General features: G+C 72.9%; 11 protein-coding genes. 3 read left to right on the top strand and 8 right to left on the bottom strand.

The genetic code is table 11. From position 1 onward, the window contains the following. Positions 1-49: 49 nt before the first annotated feature. The 4 genes from ACFWM2_RS17515 to ACFWM2_RS17500 form a co-directional block, all read right to left on the bottom strand. Entirely contained in the window at positions 50-517 is a 468-nt protein-coding gene (locus ACFWM2_RS17515; RefSeq protein WP_383279931.1) for a DUF5304 domain-containing protein, read from the bottom strand. Between the two features lie 91 nt (positions 518-608). Beyond that, positions 609-1,787 (bottom strand): ArsA family ATPase, encoded by a 1,179-nt coding sequence (locus ACFWM2_RS17510; RefSeq protein ID WP_383279928.1) that lies wholly within the window; start codon positions 1,785-1,787, stop codon positions 609-611. 154 nt (positions 1,788-1,941) lie between these two features. Further along, positions 1,942-2,391 carry an SRPBCC family protein gene (locus tag ACFWM2_RS17505; protein ID WP_383279925.1) on the bottom strand — a complete coding sequence of 150 codons (450 nt, stop codon included), beginning with the start codon at positions 2,389-2,391 and terminating at the stop codon, positions 1,942-1,944. A 123-nt stretch (positions 2,392-2,514) separates the two neighbouring features. After that, entirely contained in the window at positions 2,515-3,312 is a 798-nt protein-coding gene (locus ACFWM2_RS17500) for a metallophosphoesterase (protein WP_383279922.1), read from the bottom strand. Positions 3,313-3,608: 296 nt separating this feature from the next. Between ACFWM2_RS17500 and ACFWM2_RS17495 the strand changes: the two genes are divergently transcribed. Continuing rightward, positions 3,609-5,405 (top strand): AMP-dependent synthetase/ligase, encoded by a 1,797-nt coding sequence (locus ACFWM2_RS17495; protein WP_383279919.1) that lies wholly within the window; start codon positions 3,609-3,611, stop codon positions 5,403-5,405. A 222-nt stretch (positions 5,406-5,627) separates the two neighbouring features. Here ACFWM2_RS17495 and ACFWM2_RS17490 read toward each other — a convergent pair whose 3' ends face one another. Next, complete coding sequence (locus ACFWM2_RS17490; RefSeq protein ID WP_383279916.1) at positions 5,628-6,770, bottom strand: glycosyltransferase family 4 protein; 1,143 nt, start codon at positions 6,768-6,770, stop codon at positions 5,628-5,630. 142 nt (positions 6,771-6,912) lie between these two features. On the opposite strand from ACFWM2_RS17490, the gene ACFWM2_RS17485 reads away from it, so the two are divergent. Then, on the top strand, positions 6,913-8,154 hold the full coding sequence (locus ACFWM2_RS17485; RefSeq protein ID WP_383279913.1) for a glycosyltransferase 87 family protein: 1,242 nt from the start codon (positions 6,913-6,915) through the stop codon (positions 8,152-8,154). Here the strand turns inward: ACFWM2_RS17485 and ACFWM2_RS17480 are convergent. Then, complete coding sequence (locus ACFWM2_RS17480) at positions 8,115-9,458, bottom strand: MATE family efflux transporter (RefSeq protein WP_383281059.1); 1,344 nt, start codon at positions 9,456-9,458, stop codon at positions 8,115-8,117. The two genes, ACFWM2_RS17485 and ACFWM2_RS17480, sit on opposite strands and share 40 nt — an antisense overlap. 209 nt (positions 9,459-9,667) lie before the next feature. On the opposite strand from ACFWM2_RS17480, the gene ACFWM2_RS17475 reads away from it, so the two are divergent. After that, a complete protein-coding gene (locus ACFWM2_RS17475) occupies positions 9,668-10,192 on the top strand; it encodes a PadR family transcriptional regulator (RefSeq protein ID WP_383279910.1) in 525 nt (174 codons plus the stop codon). A 13-nt stretch (positions 10,193-10,205) separates the two neighbouring features. On the opposite strand, the gene ACFWM2_RS17470 is transcribed toward ACFWM2_RS17475, so the two are convergent. Continuing rightward, entirely contained in the window at positions 10,206-11,417 is a 1,212-nt protein-coding gene (locus tag ACFWM2_RS17470) for a hypothetical protein (RefSeq protein ID WP_383279907.1), read from the bottom strand. Positions 11,418-11,520: 103 nt separating this feature from the next. Beyond that, complete coding sequence (locus ACFWM2_RS17465; RefSeq protein WP_383279905.1) at positions 11,521-12,534, bottom strand: NlpC/P60 family protein; 1,014 nt, start codon at positions 12,532-12,534, stop codon at positions 11,521-11,523. Positions 12,535-12,538 lie beyond the last annotated feature (4 nt).

Genomic DNA, 12,538 nt, shown 5'->3' with positions numbered 1-12,538 from the left:
CCTCAGTTTCGGTCGAGCCCCGCTACGGCCAACCGTACCCGAGGGGCTCTCAGTCCAGGTCGATGTGTTCCCCGGGACCGGTGCCCTCGTCGCGGGGGCGCCCGTCCCGGGCCGTCCAGCGGCGCTCCTGTGCCTCGACGGCCGAGCGGTAGGCCGCGAGCAGCTCGGAGCCGGCGGCGGCCAGGTGGTCGAAGACGGCGGGGTTGCGCTCGATGACGGGTTCGACGGCGGCCTTCGCCTGCTGGACGACCTGGTTGACCATCTGCTGCGCCGTGCCGGAGGCGACGGCGCCGAGGACGGGCGACTGGAGTCCGGACAGTTTGTCGGCGACCGCGTCGACGAGCTTGCGCAGTTCCTCGGCGGCGGAGCCGGGCGGTGTGCCGTACTGGGTGCGACGGCGGGCCTTCTCCGCCGCGAGGTCCTCGGCACATGCCTTGGCCCAGGCGTCGGCGTCGGTCGCTCGCACCTCGTCGGCCTCTTCCTGAGCGGCGTCGGACGTGGGGCGCTCTTCGCTCATGGCGGACTCCTGACTACGGTTCGTCTCTCCGACGTTACCCGAACGGGGGTACGCGGTTCACCGGGTCCGCGGCCGTGGACCGGCGGCCCGGTCAGCTTCCCCCGGCGCCCTGCGGCCACAGACCGGGGTCCGGTGTGAAACGGATCCGCAGCTCGCCCTCGCGCAGGGCGGCGCCGGCCACCGTGCAGCGGCGCAGGGCGGACGGGAGCGGGACGATACGGCGGAACGGCCCGACGGTGACGACGAGTTCGTCGCCGCGGCGCAGGAGGTCGAGCTCCTCCCGTATCGCGCCGGGCAGCGGGATGTGCCAGACGAGCACCCCGTCGTCGGCGAGCGCGTCGGTGACGGGCCACACGACCGGTTCCCCGGCTTCGCCCGCGCCGGGAACGGCGAGCGCGCCCAGGTCGTCGGTGCCACGGGGGTCGCGCCCGAGGTGACGGACCTCGTGGACCTCGTACGCCCCGCGCCACTCGTCCAGGGCCTTGCGCTGCCGGCCGGCGAGGGCGGCGAGCCAGCTGTCCTCGCTCTCGCCGGGCAGCACCCGGTTGGCGACCAGGGCGTCGAGCCGCAGGCCGCGCAGGGCGAGGGCGGTGGCCGCGCCACGGACGGCGTCGGCGCCCGCGGGACCGGGCTCGGCGACCAGCCGTACGGTCGTCGCGCGGTCCTCGACGACCGCCTCCACGGCGGCCAGTTCGACGTCCCAGCGGGCCGCGGTCTCGTACAGCCACTCCGACGGCATCGGCACGCCGGCCAGCCGGCCGAGGACGGGGCGCAGGGCGCGGGCCGCCTGGCGCTCGGGCGGGAGCAGCCGGCGCAGATAGCGGCGCAGCTCGCCGGGCAGGGCGAGGAGGGCGAGCGCCTGAGGTGTCGGCGGGAGGTCCACGACCAGCAGGTCGTACGGTCCCGCTGTCGCCGCGTCCCGCAGGGCGCGCAGCAGCGCGAGCTCCTCGGCACCGGGGAGCGGGGTGACTTCCTCGGCGTCCAGACGGGCGGCGCCGAGCAGGTCGAGGGCGGTGGTCGCGCGCTTCTGGAAAGCGGTGAGGTCCTCGCGGAAGCGTTCCGCGGCGTCGGGGCGCCAGATGGTGAGGTTGTCGCCCGCCGCCACCGGGGCGGGGCCCGTCCGTACGCCCAGGGTGGTGCCCAGGGTGTCCGTGCGGTCGGCGCTCAGCAGCAGGGTGCGGGTGCCCTCACGGGCGGCTTTCAGCGCGGTGGCCGCGGCGACGGTGGTACGGCCTGTGCCGCCGGGGCCTGTGATCAGGAGGGTGCGCATGTAGGTGAACGGTACCTGTGCCGGTGGGGCGCCTCGGCGAGCCGGGGTGCGGGGGGAGTCTCGCCCCCTCCGCCCCTACCCGTCCCGTACCTGCGGGCTCCGCCCCCGGCCCCCCGTATCGCGCTCGCGCGTTCGTCCTCGAACGCCGGACGGGCTAAGAACCGGCGTCGCCCGATTCGACGCGCTTCTTCAGTCCCGCCAGTGCCCGGTCGATGATGACCTTCTCGGCCTTGCGCTTGATCATGCCGAGCATGGGGATCTTGACGTCGACGGTCAGCTGGTAGGTGACCTGGGTGGCGCCGGTGCCGGCCGGCTTCAGGATGTACGAGCCGTCCAGGGAGCGGAGCATCTGGGACTTGACCAGGGTCCAGGAGACCTCGTGGTCGCCGGTCCAGGTGTAGCCGAGGGTCTGGTCGTCCTTGATGGCGCCCGCGTCCATGACGAGACGTACCTGCTCGGCGCGGCCCTGCTCGTCCGTGGCGAGAACGTCCGCCTCCTTCACCTCGCCGGTCCAGTCCGGGTAGCGGGCGAAGTCCGCGATCACCGACATGACGTCGGCCGGTGCCGCCTCGATCGTGATGCTCGAGCTGGTGTGTTCCGCCATCGCGGGGGCTCCTCCAGATGCGGTCCGGTGAGGGAGGGTGCTGCGCACGTGTGTGCAGCGTGAAGGCTACCGCGCACCGGAGGGGGCGCCGTCACCCGCACCGGGTCCGGACGGCCCGCGGGCTCACCACTCCAGGGCCCAGGGTCTCCCGGAGCCCGCGAAGTGCCCGACGTTGACGCATTCCGTCGCGCCGATCCGCATCCGCCGGACCAGCGGCTGGTGGACATGGCCGAAGAGGGCGTAGCGCGGACGCGTGCGGCGGATCGCCTCCAGCAGGGCCCGGCTGCCGCGCTCGAAGCGGCGGGCCACCGTGTCGTAGACCAGCTCCGGCACCTCCGGCGGGATGTGGGTGCACAGCACGTCGACCTCGCCGACCGCCTCGATCTTCGCGGCGTACTCCTCGTCGCTGATCTCGTACGGCGTGCGCATGGGCGTGCGCAGGCCGCCGCCGACGAAGCCGAAGACCCGGCCGCCGATCTCGGCCCGCTCGCCGTCGAGCACCGTGGTGCCCGGTCCGGCGTACTCCCGCCAGAGGGTCGGCATGTCGACATTGCCGTAGGTGGCGTACGTCGGAGTGGGGAACGCGGCGAACAGCTCGGCGTACTGCTTGCGTACCGCCGTCTCGATGGCCGCGGCCCGGCCCGCGCCGACGCCGCTCCACAGCCGGCTGCCGAACTCCCGCGCCTCCTCGTAGCGGCGGGCGGTGCGCAGCGCGACGATCCGGTCCGCGTTCTCGACGCCGAAGAGATCGGGGAAGATGCCGCGCGAATGGTCGGCGTAGTCGAGGAAGAGCACCAGGTCACCCAGGCAGATCAGGGCGTCGGCGCCGTCGCCGGCCCTGGCCAGGTCGCGCACGTTGCCGTGCACGTCACTGACCACGTGGATGCGCGTCCGGTGGTTTCCGCCTGGTGTGAATGCCATGACGATCAAGCTTAAGCGTGTGCGGCAAACGTGAACAGAGGCGGTCGGACCTGCGGTTACTGGATAGTCAGGAAAGGCGTGGACTACTCTGCGCGAAGGAAAGCCAACGCGTGTGACGCAGGGAACATCTCGGTGGGACCCCCTATCGAAACTGCCGTACCGGTGGGTAACGTCCGGGCAGTCCACTCGTGCTCAGGATTTCAACAATGACGTCCCCGAGCACCTGCCCGAGCCTTGGACCGCACCGTCGCATCACACAGAGTCGTGGCGCCGGCGCCCTATGAGGAGCAGCAGTCTTGCGCGAGTTCAGCCTTCCGGCTTTGTACGAGGTCCCTGCGGACGGAAATCTCACCGACATCGTCCGTAGAAACGCCGCGCAGCATCCCGACGTCGCCGTCATCGCCCGCAAGGTGGGCGGCACCTGGACGGACGTGTCCGCCACCACCTTCCTCGCCGAGGTGCGCGCCGCGGCCAAGGGTCTGATCGCGTCGGGCGTGCAGCCCGGCGACCGGGTCGGCCTGATGTCCCGCACCCGCTACGAGTGGACGCTGCTCGACTTCGCGATCTGGACCGCAGGCGCGGTCACCGTGCCGGTGTACGAGACCAGCTCGGCGGAGCAGGTGCAGTGGATCCTCGGGGACTCGGGCGCGACCGCCTGCATCGTCGAGCTGGACACGCACGCGGCCTCCGTGGAGTCGGTGCGCGACGGGCTGCCCGCCCTCAAGCACATCTGGCAGATCGAGGGCGGCGGTGTCGAGGAGCTGGGCCGCGCCGGCAAGGACGTCACCGACGAGACGGTCGAGGAGCGCAGCTCGCTCGCCAAGGCCGACGACCCGGCGACCATCGTCTACACCAGCGGCACCACCGGCCGCCCCAAGGGATGCGTCCTCACCCACCGCAGCTTCTTCGCCGAGTGCGGCAACATCGTGGAGCGCCTGCGCCCGCTGTTCCGTACGGGCGAGTGCTCGGTCCTGCTCTTCCTGCCCCTCGCGCACGTCTTCGGACGCCTGGTGCAGGTCGCGCCGATGATGGCGCCGATCAAGCTGGGCTGCGTCCCGGACATCAAGAACCTCACCGACGAACTGGCCGCGTTCCGACCGACGTTGATCCTCGGTGTGCCGCGCGTCTTCGAGAAGGTCTACAACTCGGCGCGCGCGAAGGCGCAGGCGGACGGCAAGGGCAAGATCTTCGACAAGGCGGCGGACACGGCGATCGCGTACAGCCGGGCGCTGGACACCCCGTCGGGCCCCTCGCTCGGCCTGAAGATCAAGCACAGGACCTTCGACGCGCTGGTCTACAGCAAGCTGCGCGCCGTACTCGGCGGCAAGGGCGAGTACGCCATCTCCGGTGGCGCCCCGCTCGGCGAGCGCCTCGGGCACTTCTTCCGAGGCATCGGCTTCACGGTCCTGGAGGGCTACGGCCTGACCGAGTCCTGCGCGGCCACCGCCTTCAACCCGTGGGACCGGCAGAAGATCGGCACGGTCGGCCAGCCGCTGCCCGGATCGGTCGTGCGGATCGCGGACGACGGCGAGGTGCTGCTGCACGGCGAGCACCTGTTCAAGGGGTACTGGAACAACGAGAGCGCGACGGCCGAGGCGCTGGCCGACGGCTGGTTCCACACCGGTGACATCGGCACCCTCGACGAGGACGGCTACCTCCGGATCACCGGCCGCAAGAAGGAGATCATCGTCACCGCGGGCGGCAAGAACGTCGCCCCGGCCGTGATCGAGGACCGCATCCGCGCGCACGCGCTGGTCGCGGAGTGCATGGTGGTCGGCGACGGCCGCCCGTTCGTCGGCGCGCTGGTCACCGTGGACGAGGAGTTCCTGGGCCGCTGGGCCGAGGAGCACGGGAAGCCGGCCGGTTCCACCGCGGCCTCGCTGCGGGACGACGCGGATCTTGTCGCCGCGATCCAGGACGCGGTCGACGACGGCAACGCCGCCGTCTCCAAGGCGGAGTCGGTGCGCAAGTTCCGTATCCTCGCCTCCCAGTTCACCGAGGAGTCGGGGCATCTCACGCCGTCGCTGAAGCTCAAGCGCAACGTGGTGGCCAAGGACTACGCCGACGAGGTCGAGGCGATCTATCGGGGCTGACGCCCCAGCGACCCGGGCTCCCGCCCCAGGGGTGGGGGTGCTCTCGCGGCGCCCGGCCGTGGCTGGTCGCTCGCGCCCACGCGGCGGAGCCGCACGGTGTCACAGCCCCGCGCCCCCTACGGGGCCCCGGCAGGAGCGCACTTCAGGGGCGCGGGGAACTGCGCGGCCGGCCCGAGGCGGCCGCGAGTCGCCAGAAGCGCCCAAGCGACAGCCCAGTGGGCGCTACAGCAGCTCCCGCAAGCGCTCCGCCAGCAGATCCCAGCGCCACTTCTCCTCGACCCAGGCGCGGCCACGCTCCCCCATCCGGCGACGCAGCTCCGCGTCACCGAGGAGGGTGACGACGCGATCGGCCGCCGCCTCCGGCGAGCCCCCGCGGACGACCCAGCCGGTCTCCCCGTCGAGCACCGCGTCCGGGGCCCCGCCGGAGTCCCCGGCGACGACGGGCAGCCCGGTCGCGGACGCCTCCAGATACACGATCCCGAGCCCCTCGACATCGAGCCCGCCCCGGCGCGTGCGGCAGGGCATCGCGAAGACGTCCCCGGCGCCGTAGTGCGCGGGCAGCTCCGACCAGGGCACCGCGCCGGTGAAGCGGACGGAGTCGGCGACCCCGGTCTCCCGCGCCAGCCTGCGCAGTTCCTTCTCGTAGGGCCCGCCGCCGACGATCAGCAGCACCGCCTCCGGCTCCCTGGCCAGGATCCGCGGCATGGCGAGGATCAGGGTGTCCTGGCCCTTGCGCGGGACGAGCCGTGAGACGCAGACGACGACCGGGCGCTCGGTGAGCCCGAGGCGGGCGCGCACCTCCGCGCCGCCCGAGCCGGGGTGGAAGGTCTTCTCGTCGACGCCGGGCGGCAGTTGGACCATGCGGGCGGCCGCCTCGGGCGTCAGCGCGGCGGCGATCCGCGCACGCGTGTACTCCCCGAGATACGTGATCGTGTCCGTGGACTCGCCGATCCTGCGCAGGAGTTGACGGGCGGCGGGCAGCTGCGCCCAGCCGGCCTCGTGGCCGTGCGTGGTCGCCACAAGGCGCCGCGCACCCGCCTTCCGCAGCGCCGGCGCCATCAGCCCGAGCGGGGCCGCCGCCCCGAACCACACCGACGTACAGCCGTGCTCGCGCAGCAGTCCGACGGCCCGCCGGGTCACCGCGGGCGTCGGCAGCAGCATCGTCGTCCGGTCCCGTACGACGGTGAAGGGCTGCTCGGCGTCGAAGGCGGCCGTCGCCTCGGCACCCTCGCGGCCGCGCTTCCAGGTGGAGGCGTAGACGACGAGCTGACCGGGATCCAGCCGCAACGCCATGTTGTGCAGGAACGCCTGGATGCCGCCCGGCCGGGGCGGAAAGTCGTTGGTCACGATCAGGGTCTTGTGCATCGCGCCCGACCCTACCCAACCCGCTCTCCTGGCCGTACGTACAGCTCCGCACGGCCGCGCTTCATGGCTCTCGCACAGCCCGGCACGACATCATGACTCCGCGAAACCACACAACATCCGGACGAACAAGGGCCAGGTGGGCATGACGGGCACACGGGGGGACGGGTTCCCGTACGCGCTGCTGGGGACCTGGGGCCTGACCAGGCTGGTGCTGCTGCTCTTCGTCTTCCGGGTGTTCCTCTTCCCCGGCCCGGACGTGACGAGCGACGTCTCGGTGATCTACCAGGGCTGGTACGAGGTGCTGCGCACCGGCACCTTCCCGCTCGACGACGTCACCTGGCAGTACCCGCCGGCCGCCGCGCTCGCGATCCTCTCCCCCGGCCTGCTGCCCTTCCTGGACTACACGTCGGCGTTCTTCGTCCTCGCCTTTCTCGCGGACGTGCTGGTGTTCGCGCTGCTCCAGTACGCGGGCCTGCGCCCGGGCAAGTCGCTGCGCGGCGCCTGGGTGTGGGTGGCGGGCGTGCCGCTGCTCGGACCGACCGTGTACGCGCGCTACGACGTGATGGTGACGGCCGTCGCCGTGGCGGCGCTGCTGGCCGGTGCGCGCCATCCGCGTCTGATGGGGGCGCTCGCGGGCTTCGGCGCGATGGTGAAGGTGTGGCCGGTCCTGCTGCTGGTGGGGGCCGCCAAGGGGAGCGCCAAGCGGGCGTGGGCCTCGGCGGCGGTGACGATCGGCGGGCTCGCGCTGCTGTTCGCCGCGTCGATGCCCGGCGCCTTCTCCTTCCTGGCCTTCCAGCGCAACCGGGGCACCGAGGTGGAGTCGCTCGGCTCCCTGGTCTTCCATGTCGCCCGGCACCTCGGCTGGGACGGCGAGGTACTGCTCAACTACGGCTCGGTGGAGTTTCTGGGGCGGTACGTCGACGTGGTGAGCGGGGCCGCGCTGTTCCTCACCGCGGTCGCGTTCGGCTGGGTGCTGCTGTGGCGGCTGTGCGCGAAGCGGTTCCTGGCGCACACGCTCGCCGAGGCCGCGTTCGTGGCGGTGCTCATGTTCACGGCCACCAGCCGGGTCATCAGCCCGCAGTACATGGTGTGGCTGGTCGGACTCGCGGCCGTCTGCCTGTGCTTCCGCGGCACCCGGATGACCGTGCCCGTCGGCCTGGTGCTGGCGGCGGCCTTCGTGACCGTCCTGGAGTTCCCGGTCTGGTTCTCGCACGTGGTCGCCAGCGACGCCCTCGGGATCACGCTCCTCTTCGTCCGCAACGGCCTCCTGGTGGCCGCCGCGCTGACCGCCGCCGTCCAGCTGTGGCGGGGCACGGTCTCCCGGCCGGCCCCGACCGTGCCCAGTCAGGCGGCCCGCACCAGGGAGAGCCTGGCGTCCTCCTGACGCCGCAGGAGGACGAGGACGGCGGCCCACTGCACCACCATCGACAGGCACATCGCCAGACAGATCCCCGGCAGGCCGAGCCCGGACAGCGCGAGGGCGAGCGGGAGCTGGACGGCCGTGCCGAGCACGGTCACCCGGAGCAGCACGGGTGCGCCGCCACTGCCCTCGAAGACTCCGGCCAGCGCGATGAACCCGGCCATCAGCAGCAGATACGGTCCGGCGCAGCGCAGGAACAGCACGCCCGCGTGCGCGACCGCGGGCCCGGCGCCGAAGGCCCGCATGATCCACGGCGCGAGCGCCGCCAGCAGGACGGCGAACAGGGCTCCCACGGCTCCGGAGACGAGGACGGCCTGTCGCCCGATCGCCCGCCGCTCGTCCCGGCCGGCGCCCCGCGCATGGGCGGTGTGGATCGAGGCGGCCTGGCGGACCGCGTAGAAGGCCATGGTGGCGACGTACATGACCTTGTAGGCGATCGAGTAGGCCGCCACGGCGGTGACCCCGAGCCGGGCCACGATCGCCACGAGCACCAGTGCCCCGCCCTGGCGCACGGTGAAGTCGGCGGACATCGGCAGCCCGGTCCTCAGCGTCCGGCGCAGGGCGGCTCCGGTGGCCTCGGCGGGCGGGACCTGCGCGGCCGTCCGCAACAGCGCGTTCCGGCGCAGGGCGAACAGCCCGGCACCCAGGGCCAGGCAGCGGCACAGCACCGTGGAGGCGGCGGCACCGCGGACGCCGTAGCGGTGGATGAGCAGGGGGTCGAGTCCCAGAATCAGTCCGTTGGCGAGCAGGGCGAGGCGCATCGGGGTGCGGGTGTCGCCGGCGCCCTTGAGGATGCCGTCGACGAGGTTCTGCGCGAAGAACACCGCGATACCCGGCAGGGAGATCGCGAAGTAGCCCGCACAGAGGGCCGGGGCGGGCCCCTGACCGCCCAGTACGAGCCGGGCGAGGGGTTCGCGCAACAGGTAGCCACCCGCGGCGACCCAGGGCGTGACAAGGGCGCACAGCGCCCACCCCCCGCGCACGGCCGCCCGCACGGCTCCCGGCTCTTCCGCTCCCCTGGCGTGCGCGACCAGCACGGTCGTGCCGGAGGCGAAGACGAGGGCGACCCCGAGGAGCACGTTCTCAGTGTTGGTCGCGACGGCGACGGCCGCCACGGCCGGGCCACCGAGCCGGGAGACCCAGACGGTGTTGATGATCCCGGCCGTCACGGAGGCGAGCAGCGAGAGGTAGACGGGGTGAGCGAGCGCCACGAGCCGCCTGCGGTGGACGGCGGATCCCCCTGACCGCTGGGACTCCTGGGACTGCACGGACTCCTCGGACGGCACGGACTCCTCGGACGGCACGGACTCCTCGGGACTGGACTGCACGATGATCCCCCTCGATTCGAGCTACCTCGTTTAGAGGTAGCTCGATAAGAGGTAGCATTCCGGTACGAGACGCGCAACCGCCTGCCGCCCAGGGCGTCCCGGGCGCCACGGCGGGCCGGTACGAGATCCGCACGAAGGGACCCGATCGCATGCTGGAGCTGTCGATCCTGGGCTTTCTCTCGGAGGAGCCCCTGCACGGATACGAGCTGAAGGAGCGCATCAAGGCGCTCAGCGGCCATGTCCGCCCGGTCAGCGACGGCGCCCTGTATCCGGCGATCACCCGGCTCGTCGCGGCGGGCAGGCTGGACCAGCACACGGAACCCGGGGCCGGCGCCGCCCCACGCCGCATCCTGTCGCTCACCGAGAGCGGCCGGGAGGACCTCCTGGAGCGGCTGCGCCGGCCGAAGCAGGCGGAGATCACCGACCAGGTCCGCTTCAACACCCTGCTGGCGTTCCTGCGCCGGCTTCCCGATCCCCGGGAACAGGCCGCGGTGCTGCGCCGCCGCCTGGACTTCCTGCAGACGCCCGCGAGCTTCTTCTACCGTGACGGAGAGCCGGTCCGCGCCGAGGAGACGGACGACCTCTTCCGGCAGGGCATGCTGCGGGTGGCCCGGGCGACGGGCGAGGCGGAGCGGACGTGGCTCGCCGAGGCCATCGCCCGGCTCGAAGGCTGAAGTCCCGCGCAGATCAGCCCAGTTGGGCCCGCAGATACTCCCGCCACTGCTGCGTGAACTTCTCCGGTGTCGTGTGCAGTACGTCCTTCAGCGCGTCCTCGACGGCCCCCGCCCGCCGCGCGTGGTCGCCGACGGCCCGGTAGAAGTCGTTCAGGCGGACCTCGCCCCAGTGGTCGGCGATCAGCCGGCAGGCCAGCCAGCCACCCTCGTAGGCCCGCGCCAGCCTGGCCGCGTCCCCGCTGAACCCGAAGTCCGCGTCCGCCGGGAGATCGGCCGGGAGGTGTCCGTCGACCACGGCGCTCTCCAGCTCCGGGGCGGCCTGGGTGGCGGTGCGGCCGGTGCCGAGATAGCCGATCCAGTCGGCGTACCCCTCGGAGAGCCACAGGGGCGTGGCCGCCGTGGTGTGGGCGCGCGTGGCGACGTGGGTCGTCTCGTGGGTGAGCACGACCTGTCTGCCGAGGTCGCCCAGGACGCCGTACGCCTCGGGGTTGACGATGATCCGGTCCGCGGGCGCCCGCGCCGAGGCTCCCGCCTCGCCCGTGGTGACCGCCGCGATCCCCCGGTACCCGGACGCCGGCGCGCCGAGCAGCTCCGCCATACCCTCCAGCGACTGCGGTACGAGGACGACGACATGGCCCGCCCAGTCCGTGCCCCAGGCCTGCGACACCGCGGGTGCCGCGCGGTCCGCCAGCCGCGCGTACCCGCGCAGCGTCTCGTCCGACTGCCCCACGCCGAGCACCAGGCTGTGCTCACCCCGTACGGCGCGGACGGCCCCCTGCTCCCACAGCTGTTCGGCCGCCTTCTTCGCGGGCCGGTCGGAGGCGACGTACCAGTGCCCGCCGCTGCGGGTCAGGCGCAGGGTGCGGGCGGCGACCAGAGGAGCGCTGTCGTAGCCCTTGATGCGATAGCTCAGGTCCGCCTCGGCGGTGGCCCGGTCCCCGGAACGGTCGAAGCCGGTCAGGCGGTACGCCCAGGAGGCCAGCGGGACGGCCCGCAGATTCCCGAACCCGGCGTCCTGCGCGGTCCGTTGCCCGCCGCCCGCCGTCGCGGTCGCCCGGTAGGCCGCCGCGTCCCCGGCGAGGACCGCCGCCGCGCGCCGGTCGAGCACCTGCTGCACCGCGTCGGCCGCGGTGTCGTGCGCCGGCCCGCCGCCGCACCCGACCAGGGCGGCGAGCAGCAGCACACAGCTCGCAACGACCCCCGACGCACGCCCACGACCAGCCACGTTCCGATCGTACGGCGCGAGTGCCGGACCGCAGGGCACGCGTCACGGACCGGACCGAAACCGCGCCACCGGAGCAGGTCACCAACAGGGCCGGAGCGGGCGGTCAGACCCGCGTCACCGACGACACCGGCATCATGCCCACCGGGTCGTAGCGCACCGGTGCGCCCGGATAAGGGGCGTGGATCACCTGCCCGTTGCCCACGTACATCCCGATGTGACTGGCGTCGGAGCGGTAGGCGACCAGGTCGCCCGGGCGGGCCTGGGAGAGCGGGACCTGCCGCCCGGCGAACCGCTGCGCCTGCGAGGTGCGCGGGAGACCGACGCCGGCCTGCGCGTACGACCACTGCATCAGGCCCGAACAGTCGAAGCCGGTGGGCCCGCTGGCGCCCCACACGTACGGGCGTCCGATCGCGGAGCGGGCGGCGGCGACGGCCGCGGCCGCGCGGCCCGAGGCGGGAGCGGCATCACCGAGGTCGGGGATGTCCCGGCCGGAGCGGGAGGCACGGTCGTAGGCGGCGCGCTCCGCGAACGGCAGCGAGTTGAGCAACTGCCGCGCCCTGGTGAGCTTCTGCTCGACGGTCTTCTTGTGCCGGGCGACGGCCTTGCGGCTCTGCTCCAGCTCGGCCAGCTTGCCGGTCGCCTCCTCGCGGCGCTGGGCGAGGTCGCGCATGGCCATCTGGAGGTCCTTGAGCTCACCGGCCTGGTGGGCACCGATCCGGTCGAGCGCGGCGGCCTTGTCGAGGTAGTCGTCCGGGTCGTCGGAGAACAGCAGCGCGAGCGAGGGGTCCATGCCGCCGGAGCGGTACTGGGCCCCGGCCAGCGAACCGAGCGCGTCCCGCATGGTGTTGATGCGCTCCTGCTGACGGGCGATCTCGTCCTGCGCCGTGGACACCTGCTTGCGCAGCGAATCGGCGCGTTCGTCGGCCTTGTTGAATGCCTCGGTGGCCTGCTCCGCCTGCTCGTACAGGCGGTCCACCTTGGCGCGGGTGTCGTCCTGGGGGGCGGCGAGGGCCGGCACGGCCCCGAGTGCCGCGGCCGCGGCGGACAGCACACAGACGGCGGCGCTGGTCGCGCCCCGGTCGAACCCGGACGGTGCAAGGCGGCGATGGAACCCCACGGGT

Origin of the sequence: Streptomyces sp. NPDC058371, assembly GCF_042723265.1 — a bacterium.
Lineage (GTDB): Bacteria > Actinomycetota > Actinomycetes > Streptomycetales > Streptomycetaceae > Streptomyces.
This window is presented reverse-complemented; position numbering and strand designations above follow the sequence as displayed.